The sequence below is a fragment of the Pseudomonas sp. 3B-A001-10F genome (genome assembly GCF_056313565.1).
In genome coordinates this window covers 21,925-48,425 of sequence record NZ_JBQYFW010000016.1, presented here as the reverse complement: position 1 = coordinate 48,425, position 26,501 = coordinate 21,925, and the positions used below count along the sequence as shown (strand labels likewise).

The 26,501-nt window shown below is 59.7% G+C and carries 23 protein-coding genes; 6 read left to right on the top strand and 17 right to left on the bottom strand.

Translation table 11 applies throughout. From position 1 onward, the window contains the following. Positions 1–5 precede the first annotated feature (5 nt). Entirely contained in the window at positions 6–1,601 is a 1,596-nt protein-coding gene (locus AC0ZWN_RS16260; RefSeq protein WP_476335743.1) for an FAD-binding oxidoreductase, read from the bottom strand. Between the two features lie 211 nt (positions 1,602–1,812). Here AC0ZWN_RS16260 and gliR point away from each other — a divergent pair, with 211 nt between their 5' ends. Then, a complete protein-coding gene (gliR, locus tag AC0ZWN_RS16255) occupies positions 1,813–2,829 on the top strand; it encodes an AraC family transcriptional regulator GliR (protein ID WP_320335843.1) in 1,017 nt (338 codons plus the stop codon). Between the two features lie 516 nt (positions 2,830–3,345). Further along, positions 3,346–3,711, top strand: a complete 366-nt coding sequence (locus tag AC0ZWN_RS16250) for a DUF6124 family protein (protein WP_476335740.1) — start codon at positions 3,346–3,348, stop codon at positions 3,709–3,711. 253 nt (positions 3,712–3,964) lie between these two features. On the opposite strand, the gene AC0ZWN_RS16245 is transcribed toward AC0ZWN_RS16250, so the two are convergent. The 9 genes from AC0ZWN_RS16245 to mdaB all read right to left on the bottom strand — a co-directional run bounded on the left by AC0ZWN_RS16245 (position 3,965) and on the right by mdaB (position 13,626). Beyond that, positions 3,965–4,333 carry a glyoxalase superfamily protein gene (locus AC0ZWN_RS16245; protein ID WP_095051026.1) on the bottom strand — a complete coding sequence of 123 codons (369 nt, stop codon included), beginning with the start codon at positions 4,331–4,333 and terminating at the stop codon, positions 3,965–3,967. A 53-nt stretch (positions 4,334–4,386) separates the two neighbouring features. Next, positions 4,387–5,799 (bottom strand): hypothetical protein, encoded by a 1,413-nt coding sequence (locus AC0ZWN_RS16240; RefSeq protein ID WP_476335739.1) that lies wholly within the window; start codon positions 5,797–5,799, stop codon positions 4,387–4,389. Between the two features lie 132 nt (positions 5,800–5,931). After that, positions 5,932–7,389 carry an N-acyl-D-amino-acid deacylase family protein gene (locus tag AC0ZWN_RS16235; protein WP_476335738.1) on the bottom strand — a complete coding sequence of 486 codons (1,458 nt, stop codon included), beginning with the start codon at positions 7,387–7,389 and terminating at the stop codon, positions 5,932–5,934. A 1-nt stretch (position 7,390) separates the two neighbouring features. Beyond that, complete coding sequence (locus tag AC0ZWN_RS16230; RefSeq protein WP_093442302.1) at positions 7,391–8,251, bottom strand: MurR/RpiR family transcriptional regulator; 861 nt, start codon at positions 8,249–8,251, stop codon at positions 7,391–7,393. 16 nt (positions 8,252–8,267) lie between these two features. After that, positions 8,268–9,617 (bottom strand): GntP family permease, encoded by a 1,350-nt coding sequence (locus AC0ZWN_RS16225; protein WP_166220365.1) that lies wholly within the window; start codon positions 9,615–9,617, stop codon positions 8,268–8,270. Between the two features lie 626 nt (positions 9,618–10,243). Further along, positions 10,244–10,861: a Fic/DOC family protein gene (locus AC0ZWN_RS16220; RefSeq protein WP_476335735.1), complete on the bottom strand. Its 618-nt coding sequence runs from the start codon at positions 10,859–10,861 to the stop codon at positions 10,244–10,246. A 140-nt stretch (positions 10,862–11,001) separates the two neighbouring features. Further along, positions 11,002–11,895, bottom strand: a complete 894-nt coding sequence (locus AC0ZWN_RS16215; protein ID WP_476335733.1) for an NAD-dependent epimerase/dehydratase family protein — start codon at positions 11,893–11,895, stop codon at positions 11,002–11,004. 103 nt (positions 11,896–11,998) lie between these two features. Continuing rightward, complete coding sequence (locus AC0ZWN_RS16210; RefSeq protein ID WP_476335732.1) at positions 11,999–12,910, bottom strand: LysR substrate-binding domain-containing protein; 912 nt, start codon at positions 12,908–12,910, stop codon at positions 11,999–12,001. Between the two features lie 125 nt (positions 12,911–13,035). After that, positions 13,036–13,626, bottom strand: coding sequence for an NADPH:quinone oxidoreductase MdaB (gene mdaB, locus AC0ZWN_RS16205; RefSeq protein ID WP_095051031.1), 591 nt, complete (start codon positions 13,624–13,626; stop codon positions 13,036–13,038). Positions 13,627–13,810: 184 nt separating this feature from the next. On the opposite strand from mdaB, the gene AC0ZWN_RS16200 reads away from it, so the two are divergent. Then, on the top strand, positions 13,811–14,125 hold the full coding sequence (locus AC0ZWN_RS16200) for a putative quinol monooxygenase (RefSeq protein WP_093442320.1): 315 nt from the start codon (positions 13,811–13,813) through the stop codon (positions 14,123–14,125). Here the strand turns inward: AC0ZWN_RS16200 and AC0ZWN_RS16195 are convergent. Continuing rightward, a complete protein-coding gene (locus tag AC0ZWN_RS16195) occupies positions 14,115–14,879 on the bottom strand; it encodes a sulfite exporter TauE/SafE family protein (RefSeq protein ID WP_476335730.1) in 765 nt (254 codons plus the stop codon). The genes AC0ZWN_RS16200 and AC0ZWN_RS16195 overlap by 11 nt on opposite strands. A 216-nt stretch (positions 14,880–15,095) precedes the next feature. On the opposite strand from AC0ZWN_RS16195, the gene AC0ZWN_RS16190 reads away from it, so the two are divergent. The 3 genes from AC0ZWN_RS16190 (at position 15,096) to AC0ZWN_RS16180 (ending at position 17,218) form a co-directional block, all read left to right on the top strand. After that, on the top strand, positions 15,096–15,977 hold the full coding sequence (locus AC0ZWN_RS16190) for a LysR substrate-binding domain-containing protein (protein ID WP_093442329.1): 882 nt from the start codon (positions 15,096–15,098) through the stop codon (positions 15,975–15,977). A 55-nt stretch (positions 15,978–16,032) separates the two neighbouring features. After that, entirely contained in the window at positions 16,033–16,608 is a 576-nt protein-coding gene (locus tag AC0ZWN_RS16185; protein WP_137218889.1) for an NAD(P)H-dependent oxidoreductase, read from the top strand. A gap of 199 nt (positions 16,609–16,807) precedes the next feature. Beyond that, positions 16,808–17,218, top strand: a complete 411-nt coding sequence (locus tag AC0ZWN_RS16180; protein ID WP_034154373.1) for a MerR family transcriptional regulator — start codon at positions 16,808–16,810, stop codon at positions 17,216–17,218. Positions 17,219–17,287: 69 nt separating this feature from the next. Here the strand turns inward: AC0ZWN_RS16180 and AC0ZWN_RS16175 are convergent, their stop codons facing one another. Genes AC0ZWN_RS16175 through AC0ZWN_RS16150 form a run of 6 tightly spaced genes read right to left on the bottom strand, consistent with a single transcriptional unit; the run spans position 17,288 to position 26,498 of the window. Further along, positions 17,288–19,891, bottom strand: a complete 2,604-nt coding sequence (locus AC0ZWN_RS16175; RefSeq protein WP_476335727.1) for an efflux RND transporter permease subunit — start codon at positions 19,889–19,891, stop codon at positions 17,288–17,290. 33 nt (positions 19,892–19,924) lie between these two features. Continuing rightward, a complete protein-coding gene (locus tag AC0ZWN_RS16170; RefSeq protein WP_093442334.1) occupies positions 19,925–20,761 on the bottom strand; it encodes an outer membrane lipoprotein-sorting protein in 837 nt (278 codons plus the stop codon). A gap of 57 nt (positions 20,762–20,818) precedes the next feature. Further along, on the bottom strand, positions 20,819–22,117 hold the full coding sequence (locus AC0ZWN_RS16165) for a DUF1302 family protein (RefSeq protein WP_476335726.1): 1,299 nt from the start codon (positions 22,115–22,117) through the stop codon (positions 20,819–20,821). A gap of 2 nt (positions 22,118–22,119) precedes the next feature. After that, positions 22,120–22,884, bottom strand: a complete 765-nt coding sequence (locus AC0ZWN_RS16160) for an SDR family NAD(P)-dependent oxidoreductase (RefSeq protein WP_077570926.1) — start codon at positions 22,882–22,884, stop codon at positions 22,120–22,122. Then, positions 22,881–23,618 (bottom strand): 3-oxoacyl-ACP reductase family protein, encoded by a 738-nt coding sequence (locus AC0ZWN_RS16155; RefSeq protein WP_476335724.1) that lies wholly within the window; start codon positions 23,616–23,618, stop codon positions 22,881–22,883. Before AC0ZWN_RS16155 ends, AC0ZWN_RS16160 begins: the two co-directional genes overlap by 4 nt. A 9-nt stretch (positions 23,619–23,627) precedes the next feature. Then, a complete protein-coding gene (locus AC0ZWN_RS16150) occupies positions 23,628–26,498 on the bottom strand; it encodes an aminotransferase class III-fold pyridoxal phosphate-dependent enzyme (RefSeq protein ID WP_476335722.1) in 2,871 nt (956 codons plus the stop codon). Positions 26,499–26,501: the final 3 nt, after the last annotated feature.

Here is a 26,501-nt window from a genome sequence, read left to right as displayed (position 1 = left end):
GGCCGTCACTCCGGCAGCAGTGTGCCGGGGTTGAGGCGCCCGGCCGGATCGAAGTGTTTGCTCAGCGCCTGCAAGGTGTCCATCGCCAGTGCGCCCTTCTCGCGCAGCAGGTACGGCGCGTGATCCTTGCCGACACCGTGCTGGTGGCTGATGGTGCCGTGGTTGTCGACGATGGTCTGGCTCGCCGCGTGTTTCAGCGCTTTCCAGCGTGCCAGCGTCGCGGGGTAATCCGCTGCTGGGCGAAACACGTAAGTGGTGTAGATGCTCGAACCTTCGCCGTAGACGTGGGACAGGTGGGTGAACACGTGCACGCGCTCGCCTTCGGCGGCCAAGGCCTCGCGCAGGCTGCTTTCAACGAGGTTGAGCAGGTGGTCGACATTGCTCCAGTCGGTGGCGGTTTCGAGGGTGTCGACCACGTAACCGGCGTTCCACAGGTTCTCGCGCAGGTAGGGGAAACGGAAGCGATTCTGCGCCCACTTCTTGCCGAGCAAGGTGCCGGTGAACACGCCGCCGAAGGCCTTGAGGTGTTGTCGCGCCTGTTTCAGCGACAGCGCGTTTTGCCGACGATTGCCGGTCACGCCGAAGGTCAGCAAGCACTTGCCCGCACCGGCGCCGCGCAGTTTCAGATACTTTTCCAGCCAGGCGATTTGTTGCGGATGACCGGCCAGCGCCAGTTGCGTTTCGGTTTCCACGGCGTTGGACAGGCGCAGCATCGACAGCGGAACGCGCGCCTGAGCCAATTGGCGGATGGCTTGCAGTGCCTTGGTCCAAGAGGGCAGAAATACACCGTAGAAACGCTCATCGGCAGGCAGCGCACTGACCCGCACCTGGACCTCGGAAATGATCCCGAAACGGCCCTCGCAACCCAGCACCACTTCGCGCAGATCAGGCCCGGCGGCAGAGGCCGGGAAGGTTGGAATCTCCAGCGGCCCGGCGAAGGTTTCCAGGGTTCCGCCAGCGAATAACTGCTCGATCCGGCCATAGCGCAGCGACTGCTGACCGCTGGAACGGCTGGCGACCCAACCGCCCAGCGTCGACAGCTCCCAGGACTGCGGAAAATGCCCCAGCGTGTAGCCTTTCGCACGCAACTGACTTTCGACCTGCGGCCCACTCGCGCCGGGGCCGAACGTCGCCAGCAGGCTCTGTTCATCGAGGTCGATCAGGCGGTTCATCCGCGCCAGCGACACCGTCACCACCGGCCGCAACGACTCAGACGGATTGATGTGCCCGGCCACCGACGTGCCGCCGCCATACGGGATCAGGCACACGTCTTGTTCATGGGCGAGCGCCAGCAATTGGCGGATGTGCTCAGCGGTCTCGGGAAACGCCACCGCATCGGGATAATGGCCCAGCGCACCTTCGCGCAGCGCCAGCCAGTCCGGCAGGCTCTGGCCTCGGGCATGCAGCAAACGATCATGGGCATCGACGCTGTACAAAGTGTGCGCCTGCAACCGCGAATTCGGCACACGCGCCAGCGCCGCCTCTAGCGTTGCATCGGGCAGCGCGCGCCCCTCGCCCAGGCGCTCATGAAGAAACTCCGCGCCCTGGGCCGGCAGTTCGACCACCGTGCTTGCATCTCCCCAGCCGTTCCAGCGTCGCATGCGTGTGTCCTTCTTACCGTCAGATCAGTGATATTTCAGGCCTCCATACTAGCCAGCGGCCGCCAAGTGTCACGGTCGCATCCGGCCAGTTCGTGTAGCCAATTGAGTCAAACGTCGCGCAAGCGTCAGCCATTTACTTTAGTCGGGGTTTCAAATTACCTTTCAGGCTATTTCGTCCGCCTCCGCTGCCGTTGATCAAAGGAATGGGATCATGCAATCGCTCGGCTACACCTCGGTTCCGCCCCTGCTCAAATACCTGCGCCACGCCGAACAACTGGGCATGGCCATCGAGCCGGCGTTGGCGGCAGCAGGTTTGCAGGCGCAGCAGTTGAGCGACAACACCCTGCGTTTGCCCGGTGAAGCGCATGAACGCTTGCTGGATTATTTTTGCGAACACTCGGGCGATCCGCTGTTCGGGCTCAACGCGGCGAATTTCGTCCTGCCCAATTCGTGGAGCGTGCTCGGCTACATCACCATGAACTGCGCGACACTGGGCGATGCGATGAGCCGGATCATGCCGTTCGAGAAACTGGTCGGCGACATGGGCGTCAGCCGTGCCGAGGTGCAGGACGGCCATGTGCATCTGATCTGGACCTGCCGCTATCAGCGTCCACGGATTCGTCGGCATCTGGTGGAAAACGTGCTGGGGTCATGGCTGCACTATGCGCGCTGGATCGCCGACACGCAGATGTCGCCGGCCGGAGTTTGGCTCGAACATCCATGCCCGGCCGAGGCCACGCCAGCGCAGTACGAAGCGTTTTTCGATTGCCCGGTGTTGTTCGATCAGCCGTATTCGGCGCTGGTCGTGCCGCTGGCGTATTTGCAGCTGCCGTTGCGACAGGCCGATGCGCAGTTGCTGCGAACGCTGGAAGAACATGCGCTGGGCTTGATGGCGACGCTGGAGGATGCGTCGCTTGAGCAGCAGGTGAAGAACATTCTGCGGCAGTTGCTTAAGGAGGGGTTGCCGCGCAAGGAGCAGGTCGCCGAACAGCTCGCTGTTTCCGTGCGGACGTTGCAGCGGCAATTGCATCAGGCGGGGACGTCGTATCAGCAGATTCTTGATGATTTGCGTCAGGAGCTGGCTGAGCATTATTTGCTCAATAGCACCTTGCCGATTCAGGACATTGCGCAGTATCTGGGGTTTACCGAACCCCGCTCGTTTCACCGCACGTTCAAGAGTCGGCGCGGGATGCCGCCGGGGGAGTTTCGGCAGATGCATCGCGGGTGATTATTCTGGCCCCTTCGCGAGCAAGCTCGCTCCCACAGTAGATCTCGGCGGCTCACAAATTCGATGTTCACTGCAGATCCATTGTGGGAGCGGGCTTGCTCGCGAATGCGCCAACTGCAGCACCCAATTCCTACAGGTAAATCCTCGATACTTGAGCGCAATAAACATCCCGCATCACAGGTGTTTAAAGACACTCAGCGTTACGCGAAACAGCCCACAAATCCTTGCGCCGTAACCTACGCCTGCGCCAGAATCCGCCGGCTTGTGCGCCCGGAGCATGCTGCGTAACTTGATTGCGTCACTGATTCCCAGTGATCGAGCTTAGCGGCTCGGCTACATTCGCTCCCCGCTGCACGAGTATCATCCAGTCAGGTATTTGCCTGCGTTTGATGGTGGCTGTGCGCATGGCACCTTCGGGTGCGCCGGGGTGGGATGCGACCGGTCCGCTAACTTGCGCACAGCTGCCTCCCTTTTGCTTAGCGGCGAAATGGATGCGGCTTTAAAAGGTACGCTCCCATGTTCAAAGTAACGCCAAACCCGCCGGTCACCGACCCGGCCTCCCCCTACGAATCCGTCGATTCAAAGAAATTCCACGAAGCCGCCGAGCGCGCGCTCGACCACTACCTCGGTCCGACGAACGCCGACCTCATGGCCACGCCCTACTCCCCCAACACGCTGTACATGGCCAACCCCGAGGCAGGCACCGAATCCCTGCTGGCCGACGCCAGCGAAACTCTTGGTTCGGCGACCGTCATGCTCAACAACCATGCCGCGCAGGTTGAAGGCACACACCGCAAGACGCTGCAGGGTATTGCGCAAGTGGTGATGGTGGCGGAAATGGCCGTCAATCGCGTGTTGGACAGGTTAGTGCCGACCGAGTAACGAAAAAGCCCGCTGCCCCAACTGTGATGGTTAGGTGGCGGGCTTCTTTTTGCGGTGTGCCATTTTCCCCTCACCCCAGCCCTCTCCCATAGGGAGAGGGGGCCGACCGAGTTGTCTGGCGCTAGACATCGACCTGAATGTCCGAGTCGATTATGGATTCGACCGAACAGGTTCAGGTCGGTGCATCTCTCAAGCATCCCCGAATCGGTCCCCTCTCCCTCCGGGAGAGGGTTAGGGTGAGGGGCTTTTCAGCTCAGAGACAAATCGCGTTGGTAAACACCAACCGATTACCAAACGGATCAACGATCGTCATGTCCTGGCTCCCCCACGGCATCGCCTGAATACCCGGATGCGAAAACTTGTAATCCTTGGCCACCAACTGCTGCTGAAACGCCTCCAGCTCATCGGTTTCGATGCGTAGTGCCGAACCGGGGGTTGCATCGCCGTGATGCTCGGACAGGTGCAGCACACACTCGCCACGGGACACCTGCAGATACAACGGGAAGTTCGCCTCGAAACGGTGCTGCCAGTCGATCTTGAAGCCGAGGAAGTCGACGTAGAATTCTACGGCTTTGGCTTCATCGAAAATCCGCAGGATCGGGGTGGTTTTGCCGAAGCTCATGGGAGTGCTCTCGCCTATGGAAAAGGCCCGTCTGAACGGGCCAAATGGCCGGATCAACGCAGCGTCTTGAGTACCAGATCGCTGTAGAAAAAACGGTTCTTGTCGGTGCGTGCAAAGAAGAAGTAAGCATAATCCGACAAGTAGTAGTAGGTGTTGACCCGATTGTACTCATCGCCTTCTTTACTGCACCTCAACTCTTTGGCCGAGCCGCTCAAGGTTGAATTGAGTTGGCTCGCCGACAGTTCGCGAACAACGGTGCAGTTGTTGTTTTCCTGGCGCTCGTCGACTTTGCCGAGCACCGAGTTAGTGCGGCTGAACGTGGCTTTGTAGGCCAAGTGTCCGTTGACCGGCATATGCTGCCAGTCGCCGCTGAAGCTTAGGTTGATGACACTGGACGTGTCTTTCATCGAGGGCCCCTTCGAGACGCTGAAACGGCTCAATTTCGCTAGATCCAGCAGCCCGCGAAAGGTCACGGCATCGCTCTCATAATTGGCGCCCGACAAATGCAGACTCAGTTGCTGCGAGGCGCTATCGATTTCAAAGCGGCGCACTTCGCGCATATCTATAGTCTTGCCCTGGTAATTCGATTGGCCCGTGCTTTCCACATAGTTGAGCGGTTTAACGGCGTCCGGCATGTTCAGTTGTTTGATGGCTGATGTCACTGCCGGGGTAAGCGTTGGCAGAGTCACTGGAACGCTTTTCTTTGCGCGGGCAACGAACCTGGGCAGTTGCGCTGCCGATTCGGGTTTTTCACAGACCAGTTTGAACAGCAGCTCGTAGTCGTCGTTGCTGCCGCTGATTGCATTGGAGGTCAGTGCAATCGCGTCCTGTCCATCCGTGACAGTGTTGTCGGCATCCAGATCGTAGCCCGCCACCACACGGTAGGTCTGCTTGCCACAATCGACTGCGTAACGCTCGCGCTTCTGCGCATAGGGAGCGTCGTAGGGCGCATCGAATCCAATCAAGGGGTTATCGTAAGCCGCCCAGAATCTCAGTTCGGAACCGTCCTTCTTGAGACTGTTGCGATCAAACAATACCCATTGCTCCTCGCCGCTGCCTTTGACCACTCGCCAATCCGACGCCGGCGTGCTGGCACACGCCTTGATGAAGTCAGGGTTGTTTTTCAACATCCCGAGCACGTTGGCCGGCATTGCTCGACCGATCGAGTACTGGTGACCATTGAGCCCCGGATACATCCGAACGCCGCCGCCCAGATACAGCAAGTTGGCACGGTCGGCCGCGCAGGAGGCTTCCATCTGAAAAACCACGCCTGCCGCCGCTTGCGCGTTGCCGGACTGACTGATCTGGAACGTCAGGATATTGCCTTCGCGCATAACCGAATCACTGACCAATGGACGCGCGAGGATATCCTTGAACAATGTCTCGGCTTCCGCCGCCTGGCGTGCTTGTGGACTGACACAACCGGCCAGTAATGTGACGGCTACGAACAAACAAACGCGGTACATGAAACTCCCTGGGGCGACAGACGCCAAATCCACTGAATGTCAGCGATTCGGCTTGGTCGAGGGAATCTTTAATTTCAATGTGCCATCACTGCACAAAAATCCAGACCACGTCGCAAACCTGCAACTGCGCGGTTATACAAAACCTTTGCGCAGGTCATCTTCACGGGCGAGGAACCGTCCTGCATGGCGTCCTGAAGATTGCCCCTCCTGGTAACTCAACACGCCATTGATCCACACGCCATCAATCCCCTGCGCCGCTCGTTGCGGATCATTGAAATCCGCCACATCACGCACTGTTGCCGGATCGAACAGCACCAGATCCGCCCAATAGCCTTCACGAATCTCACCGCGTTCCTTCAAACCAAATCGCGCCGCCGACAATCCGGTCATCTTGTGCACGGCGGTGTGCAACGGGAAAAGCCCGACGTCACGACTGAAATGTCCGAGCACCCGTGGGAAAGCGCCCCACAGGCGCGGATGCGGGAAGGGATCTTCGGGCAGTCCGTCAGAACCCACCATCGATAACGGATGGGCGAGGATTCTTCGTACATCCGCCTCGTCCATGCCGTAGTACACCGCGCCGGCCGGTTGCAGGCGTTTGGCGGCGTCGAGCAGCGGCAGATTCCATTCGGCGGCGATGTCGATCAGGTCGCGGCCGCTGACCTCGGGGTGCGGCGTCGACCAGGTGATGGTGATGCGATGCGCGTCGGTGACTTGCTTCAAATCCAGTGTCGATGAACTCGCCGCATACGGGTAGCAATCGCAGCCGACCGGGTGAGTTTTGGCGGCCTCTTCCAACGACGCGAGCAGTTGCGGACTGCGCCCCCAGTTACCGACGCCGGCGCATTTGAGGTGGGAAATGATCACTGGCGATTTGGCGTGACGGCCAATCTGAAACGCCTCGTCCATCGCTTCCAAAACCGGGGCGAATTCGCTGCGCAGGTGCGTGGTGTACACCGCGCCGAATGCCGTCAGTTCTTCGGTCAGTTGCATCACTTCATCGGTGGAGGCGTTGTAGGCGCTGGCGTACGCCAGACCTGTGGATAAACCCAACGCACCGGCCTCAAGGCTTTCGCGTAACTGTTCGCGCATCGCCGCGATTTCTTCTGGCGTCGCGGTACGGAACAAATCATCCAGATGATTGCTACGCAGCGCCGTGTGGCCGATCAGTGCCGCCACGTTCAGCGTGGTATTGGCCGCTTCCACCGCCGCGCGGTAATCGCTGAAGCGTGGATAAACGAATGCCGCCGCTGTGCCGAGCAGGTTCATCGGATCCGGTGGATTGCCCTTCAATGTCACGGGCGAAGCGCTGATCCCGCAGTTGCCGACAATCACCGTGGTCACGCCTTGGCTGAGCTTGGGCAGCATCTCTGGCTGACGAATCACCACCGTGTCGTCGTGGGTGTGCACATCGATGAAACCCGGCGCCAGCACGCGGCCAGCGGCGTCGATTTCTTCGGTTGCCGTGACGTTGTGCAAGTCACCGATACGCTCGATGCGGCCCTCACGAATCGCCACGTCGGCGCGGTAACCGGGCATGTTGCTGCCATCGATGATCAGGGCGTTGCGAATCAGCGTGTCGTACAGCATGTCAGTCTCCCAGCGGCAGGTGATCGTCGCCGCCACGGTATTCGTCGAGGGCGAGTTTGATCCGCCGCAGACGTTCTTGATTGTCTTCAGGATTGGCCAGTGCCAGCTCGGTCGCCAGCACATCGATGGCGAGCAGCATGCCGTAGCGGGCCGCCGTCGGTTTGTAGATGAACGAGGTTTCTGCGCCTTGCAGCGGCAGGACGATATCGGCCAGTTCTGCCAGTGGCGAGTCGGCGCGGGTGATCGCCAGAATGCGCGCGCCGTAGTTGCGCGCCAGCTCGACAGTCTCGAGCAATTCCGGGGTGATGCCGGTCAGCGAGCAGACGATGAGCACTTGCTCGGCGTTCAGGCTGGCGGCGGTGACGCGCATCATCACCGCGTCATGGCACACGGCAATCGGGTAGCCGAGGCGCACCAGGCGTACCTGCAATTCGTCGCTGCACAGGGTCGAGCAACCGCCCATGCCGAAGGCGTGAATCATCCGCGCCTGACCGAGCATTTTCACCGCATCGGCAAAGCGCGATTCGTCGAATCCGGCCAGATGCTGGCGCAGCGTGGTTTCGATGTCGCCGACGATCTGCCCGTAAAACGCCGACTGCTCAGGCGTGCCCGCCGGGTCGAGAAAACGGCTGCCGACGCCGCTGGCCTGAGCCAGTTGCAGGCGCAGATCACGCAGGTCGCGGCAGCCCACGGTGCGGGCGAAGCGCGACAGCGTGGCGGTGCTGACTTCGGCGCGTTGCGCGAGGTCTTCGAGGCTGGCGCTGGCGGCAAAACCGACGTCGTCGAGCATCAGCCGGGCGATGCGACCTTCGCCGGCGCTGAAGGAATCCTGGCGGGCGCGGATCTGGTAGAGGATGTCCATGGGCGGCGGGCTCCGGTTACAGCAGGTAAGAAAGGCCGACGGTCAGGCCGAACGCGACCAGCGAGATCAGCGTCTCGAGCACGGTCCAGGTCTTGAACGTCTGCGCGACCGTCATGTTGAAGTATTCCTTGATCAACCAGAAGCCGCCGTCGTTGACGTGGGAAAAGATAACCGAGCCAGCGCCGGTCGCCAGCACCAACAGTTCAGGGTGTGGATAACCCAGACCAATGGCCACTGGTGCGACCACGCCGGATGCGGTGGTCATCGCCACCGTCGCGGAGCCTGTAGCGATGCGCATCAACGCCGCGAACAACCAGCCCATGATCAGCGGCGACAGGTGAAACTCATGAGCGAGGCCGACGATCTGATCGGTGACGCCCGCGTCGACCAGAATGCGGTTCAAGCCACCGCCAGCACCGACCAGCAAGGTGATACTGGCGGTAGGTGCCAGACATTCGTTGGTGAATTTCAGAATCGATTCGCGGTTGAAACCCTGGGCGATGCCGAGCGTCCAGAAACTCAACAAGGTCGCCAGCAGCAGCGCGATCACCGAGTTGCCGATGAACAACAGAAACTGATTGAAACCGCTGCCCGGGGTGGAAATCAGGTTGGCCCAGCCACCGATCAGCATCAGCACCACCGGCAATAGAATGGTCGCCATGGTGATGCCGAAACCCGGCAGTTTGTCGCGCGGTTCGCGGTCGAGAAATTGTTTTTCCAGCGGGTTATCTGCCGGCAGTTGAATGCGCGGCACGATGAATTTGGCGTACAGCGGACCGGCAATGATTGCGGTCGGAATGCCGATGGCAATCGCATACAGCAAGGTCTGCCCGACCGACGCCTGATAAGCCTGCACCGCGAGCATCGCCGCCGGGTGCGGCGGCACCAGCGCATGCACCACCGACAGGCCGGCGACCATCGGCAGGCCGACCATCAGAATCGACACGCCGACGCGCCGTGCCACGGTAAACGCAATCGGCACCAGCAACACAAAACCGACTTCGAAGAACAGCGGCAGCCCGACCAGAAAGGCGATGCAGACCATCGCCCAATGCGCGTTCTTCTCGCCAAACTTGTCGATCAGCGTACGCGCCATCTGCTCGGCGCCACCGGACTCGGCCATCATCTTGCCAAGCATCGTCCCCAGCGCGACCACCAGCGCAATATGCCCCAGCGTCTTGCCTACCCCGGCCTCATACGCCCCTACCACACCCGACGGCGGCATCCCCGCCACCAGTGCCAGGCCGATGGAAATCAGGGTGATGACAATGAACGGGTTGAGCCGGTAACGGGCAATCAACACGATCAGCGCAATGATGGCGACGGCGGCATAGACCAGCAGCCAATAGCCGAAGGAAGGCGTCATGCGGTACTCCTCGAAAGGGTCACGTTCGAATGGGTTGTGAAACTCATAAATCATTTCGAGATCGAGATTTCAAACCACATGAAAGTAATTTTCGTGGAGAGGCAAGGCGTGTCGCTGATGGATATGTCTTGTCGTGATTAATGAAAATAGCGGGGCGGGATTTACATACTTTTACAGCCAACACGGCCCCCTGTAGGAGTGAGCCTGCTCGCGATTGCGTCGTAACAGTCAATATCATCATTGGCTGAATGACCGCTATCGCGAGCAGGCTCACTCCTACAGTTTGATCGCATTCTTCCAGACAGAATGCGCAAAACCTGACGTAGCGTACGGATCACACCATTTCGTTACGAATCCATTCAACCACCGACGTGCGTTTCGGTGCCCAGCCATAGACATGTTTTTCAAATCCAGCCAAGCGCTATACTCGCCTGACAACCTCCGCGGAGTCCCTGCCATGAGCCCCACGCCTCGCACCAAAAAAAAACTGACAACCGAAACGTTGATTCGCGCAGTTGCCAGTTCGACAGCCATCGAGACGGGTCAAAGCGTGGAGACCATTGAGCGCAAACTCAAACTCAGGTCCAGCAAGTTCCTGCACTTGTCCCTGGCCAAGTAGCTCCGCCTCAAGTCCACAATGCCTGCCGGACCCAATACTCCATGGGTTCGTAGTTGCAGTTAAGCCCTTGGTTGATGGCTGCAAAATAAGCCTCTTTGTTTCGCTCCCAACTGCTGTAGTCCAGCGGCACGTAGCCCGCCTGAACGGCCATGACATCCGCCAGTAATCGCGACAAGCGTCCGTTACCTTCGCGAAAGGGATGAATAAGGATGAACTCGACGTGCGTTACAGCAATGGCGCGAATCAGGTTTTCGTCCAGATCGGACCGACATGGCGTGTATTTCGCCAGGCAGTCCCTTTCAAATCCATTGAGCAATCGAGGAATTTGCGGCGCAGCAGCAAAGAAAAATCCATCCTTGCCCAAATTTACCGCGCGCACATCACCCGCCCATGGATAGATGTTCCCGAGCCAGTGTCGATGCCAATCCTTCAAATCCTGAACAGTCAGTGACCGATCAGGCAAATGCTCGATAAGTACCGATTGGTAGAGCTTTTCCAACAGAACCAGCTCTGCATCATCCATGTCTTCGGGTTCGACAATTCCCAGTTTATTGCTCAGCACTTGCTCATTCGAGCCGGGCTGAAAGCTGCTTTGCGCCCCTTCTGCGTCATAACGGTTAATCATCCTTGTCCCTGCTGAACTGGCAATGTTCAGAGCACCATAGGTCTGGCGTGACACAAGCGCAAAGCCCGAAACGAAAACGGCTGCCCGATGGCAGCCGTTCTAAAGGGCGATAACAAAGCCCGGTGGGGCTTAAACACCCATCACACCATTTCGTTACGAATCCATTCAACCACCGACGTGCGTTTCGGTGCCCAGCCCAGCAGTTCGCGGGCGTGTTTGCCGCGTACGCGGCTGTTGGAGCCGAGGCCGTAGTTGGCCATTTCGTAGCCCCATTCGGCTTCGGCGTCTTGCAACGGCCAGTCTTGCGGTTGACCCAGGTTCAGGGCTTCGGCCATGGCGGTGGTCATGTCGATGAACGATGCTTCGCCGCTTTCGACGAAGTAGAAAGTACCCGGTACGTTCTTGGTCAGCGCCAGCAGGTACAGGGCGACGACGTCTTCGATGTGCACGTTGGACCAGATGTTCTGGCCGGTGCCGACGTGGCGCACCACGCCGCTTTTACGCGCCTGTTTGAGCAGACGCGGCAATTGCACGCTGTCGCGGATAACGCCCAGGCTGTGGCCGTAGATCAGCGTGTTGCAGATCACCGCCGAGTTCACGCCGTCGTTCGCCGCTGCGAGGATCAGGTTATCGATTGCCACGCGCGCAGCTTTGTCGACAGTCGGCTCTGGCAAGTTGTCTTCGTAGTAGATGACATCGCTGGACTTGCCGCCCGATGCATCGCCGACGATGCTCGAACCGCTGGTGTGCAGGAACACTTTGCTGGAACCGCGCAAAGCATCGAGCAATGCTTCGACGGCGCCGCGATGGTCGCTGCTGGCGGCGTTGATTACTGCGTCGGCAGCACGGGCCTGTTCGGCGAGCAATGCTTTGTCGTCGAGGGTGCCGATGACCGGGGTCATGCCCAGCGCCTTGAGCTCAGCCGCTTGTTCAGGGTTGCGCACCAGACCGGTGACTTGATGCCCCGCCTTGACCAGAGCGCTAGCGATGGAGCCGCCGATAAAACCGGCAGCGCCGGTGACGAATACGTTCATGGAGAAACTCCCTGCGTGAATAAGTGATGGGTCGAGTATCGGCCTGTGGGTCCGAGGGAAAAACCCGCCCTCGACCAATTCACTCTTGCGCAGAGGTCACGAATCAGCCCTTGAAATCGGCGCTGGCGTAAGCGGCGAGTTTGCTCTGGATAAAGTCGAGGAAACACTGAATGCGCAACGCCAGTTGCGAGTTCCGGTAGTACACGGCGTTGATCGGCTGGCGATAGCCGCTGTTGAATTCTCCGAGCAGGACTTTCAGGCGCCCGGCCCGAATGTCATCGATGGTCATGAAGTGCGACAGGCAGGCGATGCCCTGCCCTTCCAGCGCCAGATGGCGCACGGTCTCGCCGCTGGAGGCGCCGATCGCCGGGTTGATCGGCCAGCGGTCACCGTGCACGTAGCGCAGCGGCCATTGGTTGAGGCCTTCGTTCTGAGTGAAGCCGAGCAAGGTGTGTTCGCTCAAGTCCGCGACCTGCTGCGGCGCGCCATGTTTTTTCAGGTAGGCGGGGCTGGCGACGATCAGCAGCGGACTGCAACCGAGCGAGCGCGCATGCAGCGTCGAGTCAGCAAGGGTGCCGATACGGATGGCGATGTCGGTGCTTTGTTCCAGCAGGTCAATGATCAGGTCATTGCTGTTGAGTTCGAGCTGGATGTCCGGATAGAGACGGCGGAATTCGTCGATGTACGGGACCACTGCGTGGAGCATAAACGGTGACGCGGCGTTGATCCGCAGGCGCCCGGACGGCGTTTGCTGGCGCGAGGACAGGCGTTCTTCGAGTTGTTCCATCTGATCGAGAATCAGCTTGGCCTGCTCGAAGAAATACTTGCCCTCTTCGGTCAGATCCATGCGCCGCGTGGTGCGGTTGATCAGCGTGGTGTCGAGCTTGGCTTCCAGCTTCGACAATGTGCGACTGACCGCCGAAGGCGTTTGCCCGACCTGTTCGGCGGCGGCGGAAATCGAACCGCATTCGATCACGCAGACGAAAATCTGCAACTCATCGGATCTGGCTTTCACGGGTGTCCTCTTTGAAATCGCCAAGATCGCAGCCTTCGGCAGCTCCTACATGGAAATGGGTTCCTGTAGGAGCTGCCGCAGGCTGCGATCTTTCGCTGTTACCACCGATAGTAGCCCGAAACCATTCAGGCCTTCAGACCAAACACCTCGGTCAGATGCTGCTCGTAACGCGCCACATCAGCCTCGATGTTCGGCCGCTTCATCACATCCACACAAAGGAACGTCGGCAACCCGGTCATACCGAGAAACTCGTTGGCCTTGTGGAATGGGAAGTACACCGCGTCGACGCCTTTGGCCTCAAAGAAATCCGTCGGGTCATCGAAGGCCTGCTGCGGTGCATTCCAGGTCAGCGACAGCATGTATTGCTTGCCCTGAATCAGACCGCCGCTGCCGTACTTCTGCGACGCATCGGAACGGGTGCGGCCATCGCTGGCGTAGAGGCTGCCGTGGCCCTCGGTGAAGACTTCGTCGAGGTACTTTTTCACCGTCCATGGCGCGCCCATCCACCAGCCGGGCATCTGATAAATGATCACGTCGGCCCAGAGAAATTTCGCCACTTCTTCGGCAACGTCGTAGCCCTCGTCGATGAAGGTGGTTTTCACATCGAAGCCGCCACGATCCAGCACGCTCAACGCGGCTTCATGCAGGGTGGCGTTGTAGCGACCGTCAGAGTGGGCGAATTTTTTACCGCCATTGAGCAACAGCACTTTTTTCATGAGAAAGCCTCGGCGCAGCCATTGGGCTGGATGGAGAAGGAAAACTGGAATGGCGGCAGATTAACGATCCGCCTCGCGCGGAATAAGGCCTGATTGCGCAAAATACATTTGACCAAAAAGCACGAATCTATCGCCGATTGTTGCAATAACATCCGCGGCATTCTGAATGTGAGGAGTCGTTGTGATGAGTGAACGCTTGGGTTTTATCCTGCACGCCAAGACCCGCCCGGAACAATCCGAGGCTTTCGAAGCGCTGTTTCGCGCCTACGTCGAACCGAGCCGCGCCGAGCCAGGTTGCATCGAGTACCACATGCTGCGTGATAAGGAAGATCCGACGCTGTTTATCTTCTACGAGATCTGGGCCTCCCAGGCGCACCTGGACGTGCATTCGAATTTGCCGCACATGAAGGCTTTCTTTGAACAGCGCATGGACTATCTGGAGCGCGATTTCGATATCCGCCAGATCGAAATGCTCAGCGAAGCCTCGGCTAACCGCTGATCAACAAGTGCGCGCCGAGCGCGCCCATACCGACAAAGAACACCCGTTTGAACAACACGGCGCTGATCCGTTCGCGCAGCCATTGGCCCAGCAACATACCGAAAATGGCCGGGATCAGCGCCAGCAGCGAAGCACTCAGTTCGCCGCCACCGAGGGCGCCACGCCAGAGCAATCCTGCGGCCAATGCCAGCGTCGAAACGGTGAATGACAGGCCCAGTGCCTGCACCAGTTGATCGCGATTCAAGCCCAGCGCTTGCAGGTACGGCACCGCCGGAATCACGAAGACGCCGGTGGCCGAGGTGATTACACCGGTGATCAAACCGCACGCCGGACCCAGCCAGCCTTCATGGCGTGGTTTGACGCTCAGCGTTGGCAGAAACAAACCACTCAACGCATAGAGCAACAACGCCGCGCCCAACCCCCGCACCACCCAATGCCCGCCCGCCATGCCGATCGATAACGTGCCTATTCCGGTGCCGAGGAAAATCATCAGCAGCATCGGCCAGAGGCGTTTGCTCAGTCCTTTCAAGTGCCCGCCGAATGCCAGTTGCCAGACATTGGTCAGGGTTGCCGGGATGATCAGCAACGCGGCTGCCTGCGACGGCGCCATAGCCAGACCGAGCAAGCCCATGGCGACAGTGGGCAGGCCGAGGCCGATCACGCCTTTGATCAGGCCGGCGAGGATGAACGTCAGGATGACCAGTAAGGACAGGGCCAGACCGAGGTTTTGATAGAAGTCCGCGAGTGTGTTCATGGCGCTACTGTGCGCCAGTCAGGGTTGCCTGAAAATCTGCCATATACTGAGGGTGCCTCTCTTTTAGCAAGAGGCTGATTATTCCATTGAGGCTTCTGGCCCATTCGCGAGCAGGCTCGCTCCCACATTGGATGTGTGTCGTACGCAACTCCCTGTGGGAGCGAGCCTGCTCGCGAAGGGGCCAGCCCGAACACCCTAAAACCAGAGGCCACCCTCATGCACTTCGACCTCACCGACCTGCGCCTCTACCTGCACATCCTCGACACCGGCAACATCACCGCTGGCGCCGTCCGCAGCCATTTATCCCTGGCCGCCGCCAGCGCCAGAATCCGCGCAATGGAAGCCTCGCTCGGCATCGATTTCCTCGAACGCGGCCGTCGTGGCGTCACCCCGACGCCGGCCGGTAAAGCGTTGGCCCAACACGCACGCATCCTCCTGCAACAGGCCGAACGCCTGCAGCAGGATCTGGCCGACTATGCCCAAGGCGTCAAAGGTCAGGTGCGTTTGCTGTGTAACACCACGGCGATCACCGAATACCTGCCGGAAGTACTCGCGGACTTCCTGCGCGATCATCCCAATCTCGACATCGACTTGCAGGAGTTGCCCAGCGCGCGCATCACCCATGCCTTGCGCCAAGGCGCGGCGGACCTCGGGATCGTCTCCGATGCGGTCGACACCCACGGTCTGCAGACCCGGCCCTTTCGCGACGATCCATTGGTGCTGATCCTGCCCCCTGAGCATGTTTTGGCGAGTCAGGCGTCGCTGACGTTTGGTGAAACCCTGGCGCACGACTACGTAGCGCTTGGCAGCCACAGCGCGCTGGCGATTCACCTGGAGGAACAAGCGCTGCACATCGGCCAGCGCATGTCGATCCGGATCCGTGCCGATGGCTTCGAGGGCGTCATGCGCATGGTGGCGCGAGGTGCGGGGCTGGCTATCGTGCCCAAGGTGGCCATCGAACGCTGGGCGGCGGTGCACTCGGTAACGTGCCGGCCGCTGGACGAAGTCTGGGCGCATCGCACCTTGCAACTGTGTGCGCGGGACTTCGATCACCTGCCCGGTTACGCCCGGGCCTTGTTTGATGCGCTGGTGCCTTGACTCTACCGCTAGGGGCAGACTCTATCCTGTGAGCTTCATTTCAGGAGTACACACAATGAGCAAACGAATGCTCGTGATACTGGGTCACCCCTCCACCGACAGCTTTTGCGGGGCATTGAGTGAGACTTACGTTCAGGCCGCCAAGGACGCCGGGCATGAAGTGCGGCTGCTGCGTCTGGATGCGCTGGAGTTCGACCCGGTCCTGCACGAAGGCTACAACAAGGTGCAGCCACTGGAGCCTGACCTGCTGCAAGCCCAGGCCGATATCACCTGGGCTGAACACCTGACATTCGTCTATCCGATCTGGTGGGGCGGGATTCCGGCACTGTTGAAAGGCTTCGTCGACCGGATTTTCCTGCCGGGTTTCGCCTTCAAATACCGCGAAGGCAAAGCCTTCCCCGACAAGCTGCTCAAAGGCCGCACCGCGCATTTGCTGGTGACCATGGACACGCCGTACTGGTACTACAAATGGATCTACGGCATGCCGGGGCTGAATCAGATGCGCAAGACCACGCTGGAATTCTGCGGCATCAAGCCACTGAAGACGCTGACCTTCGGGCCGATCCTTGGCTCCAAGCCAAACCAGCGCGATGCCTGGCTGGAACAGGCGCGCGTGACCGCCGCCGTCTAAGGCTTTCCAGCCGCCTCAACTGACGGCGCACAAGCCGCCGTCAGTGCCTCTTCGGGCTTCCTCCACGAGCCCGTCCGTCGCCTGTGCACGTCATTTACGCGCAGTTGCCATTTTCAGATGATATTGGACATATAATCGCCGCCGATCCGGCATGACGCCCGATCGCGCTACGCTATGTTTGACCATCGAGACGGACCTTATGTATATCGGCAAAGCCGCCCAGCTGTCGGGCACCACAGTCAAAAGCATTCGCCATTACGAAGAAATCGGCCTGTTGCCCGAGCCCAAGCGTGAAGGCAAATACCGCATCTACAGCCAGCAAAGTGTCGAGGTGTTGACGTTCATCAAGTGCGCCCAGCAACTGGGCTTCAAGCTCAAAGAGCTGCAGGTGATCCTCAACAACTACCGCGGCGACGAATTCCCGTGGGACATGGCGCAACGAGCCATCGCCGAAAAAAAAGCCGAACTGGTGACCCAGATCGGCGATTTGCAGCAATTGCATGATGGCCTCGAGGCGTTTGAACACAACCTCAACGACGCCCGCCAGGAGTGTCAGTTCGAGCGCATCGCCCGCTATGGCGAAAAAAACCCGGTCAATACACTGAACTGAAAACCCTGCTGCGCCGCATGACCAGACTCGCCTGCCGTCTCAGGGCAGGCGCGCACGCACGTTGGCGAATCAGCCCGGCACCGGCTCCCCCTCTGTGCGCAGTGCTGGGGCCGGCGCAATCGCCGCAAAGAACCACGGCGATACCAGTGTCACCAGGACAATGGTCATGACCCCGCTGGAAAACAGCGCCATCGCCACCAGTGCGCCGAGATCGACAATCGGCTTGAAGTCGGAAAACAGCAGCGCCATGAAGCCTACGGAGAAGATCACCACGTTGATCACCGTCGAGCGGCCAACGCTGTGCATCGCCTGCAAAATAGCCGCGTCGATCTCAATGCCCTGCTCCACCAGCAACTTGATGCGCGACAGCAGGTGCACCGCGTAATCCACCACGCCGACCACCAGGAACGTCACCAGCGTCGTGCCGATGTTCAGCTCAATGCCGAACAGGAACATGAAGCCATAGACCGTCACCGACGTGGTCAGCAAGGTCAGCATGCCGAGCACACCGAGGCGCACCGACTTGAGCCAGTACATCATCATCAGCGTGACGACCAGCAAGGCCAGGGAAAAACTCAGCACCTGGCCTTGAGTGATTTCCTGCAACACCCCGGTCCAGATCAACGGCGTGCCCGCGTGGGTCACCTCCAGGTTGGCCGGTTTGTTCACCAGCAACCAGGCATCGAGGCGATCGAGCATGCCCTGATAGTCGCTGGCGACCGACGAGGTCATGGTGTACAGGGTCAAGGCCTTGGAAAAATCGGCGTTGAGCACGTTGTTCAGGTCCGAACCACCACCGTTCTCGAACAGCATCACGTGCTGCTCGATCAGCGAATTGCCCGGCACTTCAAACTGCTCGAGCTGCCCGTCGTCATTGACCGAGGAGACCTTCTCCACGGCATTCGGCACCCGCAGATACTCCGGGTTCATGTCGTTGAGCACCAGGTTCATGCGTTTGACGTACGTGGCCAGCGAGTAGCCGTAACTGACGTTCGGTTGCTGCTTGATGAAGTGGTCGAGCTTGTCGATGAACTGCACCACTTCGGTGGTCAGCACGCCGCGCGGCTCTTTGCTGTCGATCGCGATCCAGCCCGGCGCCGTGCCCGCTACTTTGGCGTGGTTGATGAACTGATCGGACACGCGAATGTGGCTTTCCGGCTTGAAGTAAGCGATGCCGGAGTCTTCGATATCGACGCGGAAGGTGAACACGGTGGCCAGCGCCAACAGCGGCAGCATGACCATCAGGATCGGTTTGCGAAAGCGGATCATCCAGGCACAGAACGCCACCAGATACCGCGAGATGATCGATTCCTTGTGTACCTCAGCCTTGGCCTGCTGCGGCTGATCCTTGCCCCAGATGGAAATCCACGCCGGAATCAGCAACAGCGAAATGATCAGCGCCGCGGTCAGACCGATCGACATGAACACGCCGAAATTGCGGATGCTGACAATGTTGTTGGTGGTGGAAATCATGAACGTGGCGATGGTCGTCACGGTCGTCAACACCACCGGCACCACCATCAAGCGCTGGGTTTCACGGTTGGCCTCACGATTGCTCTTGCCGGCGTTTTTCTGCTCGTAATATTCAGCCATCACGTGGATCGCATCGGAGCAGCAAATGGTGAAGAGGAATACCGGCAGCACGCTGGTCAACAGGTCGAACGGCACCCGCAACAGCGCCATCAGGCCCAAGGTCCAGATGGTGCAGAACAGAATGTTGAACAGCGGCAGCAGCACGCCCAGTGGTTTGCGGAAGAAGAAAATCAGCAGCAAGGTAATCAGCAAAAACACGATCGGAAACAGCACGGCCAGGTCATGATCGATGATCTCCTGCTGCGCGGCGATGAAGATAGGCATGCCGGCAATGAAGATTTCGTCCTTGTACTCGGGGTGCTCGGCCTGATATTGCGCGACGATGCCGCGCACGATCTGATAGGCGCGCAATTGCGCCTGAGCGTCGTCCTGCTTGGTGCCAAGTTCGGCCACCAGCATCGCGACTTTCTTGTCCTTGGACACCACCCCGTCGACCATCAATTCGTTGCCCATGATCTGCGACTCGACCAGCGCCGGGTCCATGTCATAGGCATTCAGGGTTTTGTGGATCAACAGCTCGCCGTCGTCGGTCAGGACGATGTTTTCCAGGTCGCCCATTGAGGCCATTTCGCGGATCGGGTTGATCCGCTCGGCGAGAAAGGTCAGGAACAGCTGATCATGGGAATCCCAGTTTTGACTCTGGGCATGATCACGCAAGGCCTTGGCGTTGGCGTAATCGTTCTGCGAAAAGCCACCCTCGAGAATGTCCCGGGTCAACAACTGCGCACGGCTGTCGTCTGCATGCCGGGCGACGATTTGCGCCAACTGCTCCTTGTCGGCATCGTTGGCCAGAATCATCTTGCGCACTGATTGCGACATCGAAAACAGTGCGTTGAGCGTCGATTTGTTGAACACCGTTTGCGGGTTGTTCAGCGCCACCATGACCGAGTCGAACGTGCCGGTGAATTCACCCTGCAAATCGATGATGGTCTTGCGCGCCGGGTGGCTTTCCTTGAGCAGATAAGGGTTGGTGTCGGACACCAGCGCGCCCAGCGTATAAGTGAAATACGCCGTAATCGCCACCAGCAGGAAAACAATCGCCCGCGCATAGCGCTCGACGAAATTCAGATATCTTTCCATGATCATGCGGTTCCAGGTCGTCGGGGTCGGCGCTTAGCGAGCAGACACGGCAAAGTCCGGCAGGTCACCGGTTTTCAGCCCGCGTTTGATGGCGGTCTGGGTGAAGAGGCGGTCTTCCAGAGAAACGTTGTACTGCAACTGGTTGAAGCGCATTTCCGAACGCGTACCGTCGATGAAGTGCTCGGTTTCACTGAGCACGATGCTGTCGATCGAGTCGATGGTCGCGACTTTCTGCGTGCGCATCTGCTTGATCAGCACGCCTTTGACGTCGAAGAAATCCTGACGCATGACCAGGAAGTTCTGCTTGTCGATCCACACCTTCAGCTTGTTGTAACCGGTCTTGGCCAGCACCTCTGGGGACGCCGGTTCGCGCTCGATCACATAGCAGTCGCGGCCCTTGATCTGTTCTTCGCCGACTAGTTTCTGCGAATAGTCTTTGACGCGGATCTTGTCCAGATCGGCGTACGAATACTCACTGCCCATGAACGAGCCGCGCTTGTCGGTGGTGGAGATGCGGCGGGTCTGGCGGCTGACTGGCAGGTACATCCACTGGCTGTCTTCCAGGCCGAGGGTTTCGTGGGGGTTTTCGATGTGGAAGGCCACGTCACGGACGTCAGTCGGCGCGGAAAAGTACATGCTGAACTTGTCGCTGTCCGGGTAATCCTTTTGCAGGTAGGTGAACTCGCGAACGCGAGTATTGCCTTTCTTGTCATGCAGGATCAGCGAAACCTGGGACATGAAGCTGTTCCCGTCATTGCGATCGCGTACCTGACGGATGATCTCATCAGCATTGCCAGCCTCGGCGGCACTGGCGCAGGCGCTACCGAGGATCAGTGCGGCGGTGGTCAGACTTTTCAAAAACGGCAACATAACAACTTCCTTTTCGTTGGATGAGTGCACCTGCGCGAGAGCGGCAGGCGTGATGGGTCAGAACAGATAACCGGCCGACAGCCGTACTTGATCGCGCTTGCTGTACTCGCCGAAAGTCTTCTCGGGCTTGCCGAAGAACACGTCCACCTCCAGCCCGAGCTTGATGTAGTCGACCGGCTTGTAGGTGAAGATGCCTTGCAACAAGGCGTCGTCCTGAAACGGCGGTGAGCCAGCGACCACCAGACGACTCTTGAGGCGGTCCTGCCAATGAGTGCCTTCGGCCGACAGGGTGAACAGCGGTTCGTGTTTGTCCTGCAACATGCCGTCCTGCCAGTCGAGCAACACCTGCTCCTGCCACTGCGCGGAAATCAGCCAGTCGCGCAACAGGTAGTCAACACCCAGCAGCGACTTGACCATCGGCGTGCTGTCCGCACCGTAGGCGCGGGTCGGATTGGTCACGCGCCAGTTGTCGAAATACGCCACCTCGCTGCGCACCACGATGCTGTGCCCGGCGTCGATCGCCAGCCCGGCACCGCCCATGGTGTAACGGGGAAACTGCCGTTCCAGCCGCGTGCGGCCGTCGTCGGCGAGGCCTTCGACCGCGTACACCGGGTCTTGCTGACGGGCGCTCAAGGCGACAAAACTGGTGTCCACCGCACCGATCCGGCCGTTGGCGCTCAGGCCATAGGAATAGCCTTTGTCGCCGTCATAGCCGGGCTTGGAATCGAGCAGGAAATACTGCGGGTCCGGCGTAGCAAACAGTGGCGCGGCAAATTCACTGCCTTCAACCGGCGCCTGGTTTTTCACGAAGTCGGTGATCCACAGCGCCTCCAGTTCCCACTCGCCCACCGGTTGCGCAAAACGCACCATCGGCACGGCGATGCGGCTGTCTTCGAGCAGCGGCGTCAGACCGTCGCGATAGTCCAGCGGGTTGATCTGATCGAGCACGCGCAATTCATCCGCGCGGCCCCAGACCACTTGCTGCCAGCCCACCGTCACTTCGCCGTCACCCAGCGAATGGCCGACGTAGAGGTGCCGCCAATCAGCGTCGAAACGGTACTTGTCGCGCGCCCGTTCGCTGTACGGATTGTTGCCGTCATAGCGCGCGTCGTAACGCACGCGGCCCTTGGCCTTGTAGTACCCACCCTCCCAGTTGTCTTCCAGGTTGGCTTTGAAATACACGGCTTTTTGCGTGACCTGATCGTCGCCGTGCAGACGCATGGCCGTGGCCACGCCGACTTCTCCGTCGGCGTAATCGGGCTTCAGATCAGCGACGGTAAATTCGGCCATCGCGGCGGGCGCAGTCATGCACGCCCACACCGCACCCACGATGTGACTGTTGTGAAATCGAGGCATCGCTACATTCCCAACCCGACACCGCCATCGATCACCAGACTCTGCGCGGTCACCCCGCCAGCCTCGGGGCTGGCCAGGTAACGCACCATCGCCGCCACTTCTTCGCTCTGGATGAAACGGCGCATCGGCAGTTTCTTCTTCGCGTTGCGCACGATCTGCTCCTGGGTCAAACCGGCAATCGCCGCTTGCGTCGCCAACTCACCCTGCAACATCGGCGTATCGATCCACGCCGGCAGAATCGCGTTGACGGTGATCTGCCGCGAAGCGAGATCCAGCGCCAGCGCCTTGGTCATGCCGACGATGCCGTGCTTGGAGGCGCAATACGCGGTGTTGCGCACCTTGCCGGCACGGCCGAGGATCGACGACATGTTGATGATTCGCCCACGGTCCGGCATCAGCGCCAGACACAGCGAGGTCACGTAGAACGTGCCGTTGAGGTTGACCGAAATCACCTTGTGCCAGTTGTGCAGGTCTTCCGGCTCGTTCTCGTTGCAGATGCCGGCGCTGTTGACCAGCACATCGACGTATTCGACTTGCGATCCGAGGGTTTTAAAGAACGCTTGCATGGCCGGCAGGTCGGCAATGTTCGCCGCATGGGTTTCGACCCGCGCCTTGATCTGCTCCTGTCGCTCGTCGACCCAGCGCTGCAGTTCGGCCAGATCGAGATCCAGCAGGATCAAGCGATTGTCGGCGTCGGCGGCAAAGTTCTCGGCAACCGCGCGGCCGATGCCTTTGGCCGCACCGGTGATCAGAATGGTCCGGCTCATGGCATTTTCAACCCGCCGTTGACCGACAGGACCTCCCCGGTCAGGTACAAACCGCGATCGGCGAGGTACAGCACCGCTTCGGCAATTTCCTCCGGTTCGGCGTAGCGTTTGATCAGCAGACGCGACTGGATTTCTTCCTCCTGACTGCCAATCAGCGCCGTACTCATCTCGGTTTTGACGATGCCCGGGGCGACCGCGTTGACGCGAATGTTGCGCGGCGCCAGCTCGACCGCCAAGGCCCGGGTCAAGGATTCGACCCCGCCCTTGGCGGCGGCATAGTTGCTTTGGCCTTTGCCGGGCTTCTGCGCCGCCACCGAACTGATGTTGACGATGCAACCGCTGCGCTGGCGCAACATGCCCGGCACCACCTGCTGACAGCACAGCATCGTGCCAATCAGGTTGGTCTGGATCACGTCGATCAGGTCACGCGACGACATCGTCGCCAGCAGACCGTCGCGGGTGATACCGGCGTTGTTGACCAACAGATCGATACGCTGAAAATGCTGATCGACCCGCTCGAAAAACGCCTTGATGCTGTCGCCGCTGCTGACATCGCACTGCAACGCCAGGCAATCGATGCCCGAGGCCTGGACCTCATCGCGCAAGACCATTGCCGCGACTTCATCGCGCACGTAACTGAACGCGATCTGATAACCCGCCCCGGCCAGAGTCTGGACAATCGCCCGGCCGATGCCGCGACTGCCACCGGTCACCACTGCTACTTTATTCGGCATGACCGTTCCTTAAAGCGAGTTGTCGGTTTTGAACTGCGCGAGGCTGAAGCCATGAGTCGCCGCCAGTGCACGAATCTGCTGCACTTGCTCGCGGCTGATGTCGCCGTAGGAGTAGTGCTGTTTCATACCGGACAGGCCCATCAGCACCGACTCGGCCATGCACGCGTACAACTGACCCTGTTTGAGATAGGCGCGAACGTTTTTCACCAGGCCATCGCCCAGCGGCGTCTGCACGATGCCGCCGTGCATGTAGAGCACGTCGGAGCGTTGGCTAGCGAGGTTCTGGTCAACGTTCAGCGGCACGGCGATGTCGCAGATCACGCTGCTTTCGGCGAAGTGTTCGGCAAAGAGAAACGGCTGCGGTGCGTTCGCCGCGCAGAGCACGATGCGTGCCTGTTTCAGCACTTCAAGATCGTTGCTGACGGTGATGAAGGCGTTCGCGCCCAGGCGTTCTTCGACCAGTTTCGCCACGCGTTGCCCCAGATCGGCACTGCTGCCGTGGGCCTGCAACAGCGCATCGATTCCATCAATTTGCTGCAGGCGACGGGCGAGGCGATCGTGTTCGGCGACACCCTTGAGGATCGCGCGGGCGGCTTCGGCGTAAATCTGTTGCGCGGTTTTTTCCAGACGCCGCAGGGAACCGTCGCGGCCGCTACCGATGAGGATCAGGTGCTCGACGCTGGTCGACAGCAGCGAGGCGTAGGTCGAGGCGATGTTGCCGGCGGCACCGACCACTGCAGCGGTCTGCTCGCCCAGCTCAAGGCCTTGCTGCTTGCAGCCCTGTTCGATAGCTTCCAGGCCCATGCCGATGGTCAGTGCATTGCCGGAAGTCAGCGCCATGTCGGGGATCTGCAGCGCCTGGCAGTTGTTGGTGACGATCGAGGTGTACATGCCCAGCCCGGCGACGCTGTAGCCATCGGCGCGGGCATCCTTGATGCGATTGCCAACTTCTTCGCGGATGGTTTGCAGATCGCCGCTGGCGATGTACGCCGCCATCGCATCGGAATCCATGCACAGCGGATACAGGGTGAATTCCACGGCGGTGCCGAGTTTCGAGCGAATCTGCACCGGTCCGATCGGCGCGGCACGGCGCTCGGGGGCCATGCGTTTGATGAACTCGCGTTTCTGTTCAGCGCTCAGGGTCGACAGTGAAGGATCGACGTCGCTGAGCATGTCCGAATCAATCAGATGGTTGATGAACGCCACGCGCGCCACCACGCGCACGTTCTCATCAGACTTTGGGAGGCTTTCATCCTCCTTGAAGCTGACCTCGCGGGCCGGCACTTGCGCGATGCTGTCGGCACACACACCAGCCGCCAGCGGGAAGGCATCGCGGCGGCGCAACATGTCGCAGACTTTCTGCAAAGAACCGATCAAGCCGTCGATTTCTTCGAAGGTGATGCACACCGGCGGCTCCAGTCGGATCACATTGGCGTTGCTGCCCGACGGCGCCACGCGCAGGGATTCGAATTGCAGCAGGTAGCCGGCGATGATGTAGCCCAGCGCATCGTTGTACTGCGCCGAGGCCTGAACCAGTGAACTGGTGCCGGTCAGGTCGTGCAGTTCGAAGCCCAGCAGCAAGCCGCGCCCACGCACGTCGGCGATGACGTCCGGGTAGGCTGCCTTGAGTTCCAGCAGCGAAGCCTTGAGGTACTCGCCCTTCTTGTTCACGTCCTTGAGCATCGCGCTGTCGTTCTCGAACAGACGGCGCAGGGCCGACAGGGCGATATGGCAAGAGGCGTCATCTTCGGCAAAGGTCGAACTGTGGATGTAGCTGAAATCGTTTTCGTAGTGGCTGGCGCGAATCACCGTCGCGGCGATTTTCATCAGGCCACCGCCCAGCGCTTTCGAAAGGCAGTAGTAATCACCCTGCAAGTTGAAATGGCTGGCGCCAAGCAAGGTGCCGGTGCGGCCGAAACCGGATTGCACTTCATCGATGATCAGCGGGCATTGCTGCTCGTTGCACAGGCGCCGCAGGCCCAGATAAAACTCATTGGCAAACTCGTTGATGCCGCCCTCGCCCTGAATCGGCTCAAGTAATACGGCGGTGATCGCACTGAACGCCTCACGGCGAACCTGCAGGGTTTCGCCGCTCCATTCCAGGCTCAGCCAGTGACGCACGTGGCGGGCCGGCAGCTCTTGCAATTGCTGGGGTTGCTGCGGGTCGATGAACTCGACGTTGAGGCCGAAACGGGCGAACGGCTTGCGGTACTGCTTGCCATAGGTCAGTTGAACGGTGTTCACCAGTTTGCCGTGGAAGCTGCCGCGCACAGCGAGGAACACCGGCTCGACATGCAGTTGCGCCAGGTTGTGCTGACGCACCGCTTCGGCCACTTGGCGCACGGTGACGCAGGACAGATTCTGCGGCAGCAGACCGGCGGGCAAATCGAGATCGTCGACGTCCAACTCGACGTAAGCCTTGTCGCTGGCAACCAGATTGGCGAGGGCGAAATCACGCTCGTCGAATTGCTTCTGCAGGTTTTTCTGACGACGGTATTCGGCGTGCTTGACGGCGATTTCCACCGACTCGGCGCCACTGTTGGAGAAGGTCGAAATGTAGCGTTCGCTGTTGTTCAGCTCACGGTTGAAGGCTTCACTGAGCTCACGCCCCAATTGACCGGCCGCACCGCGCACCGACATCTGCGCATTGAACGGCACATCGGCACGCAGCAGGTCGACGAGTTGATCGACAAATTGCGGATCGTTGTGGCCATACAGCGCGGCGCCGTAACCGCCGAGGAAGTCAGTAACCGTCACCTCTTCGCCCTGGCGGTCGCGGTAAAACAATTTACTGCCCAGCGCTCTGTGGAACTGGCATTCGAGGCCCAGAGCCTGCATCAATTCAACGAATTTCGGCCGTACGTAATCGCGGTAATCCATGAC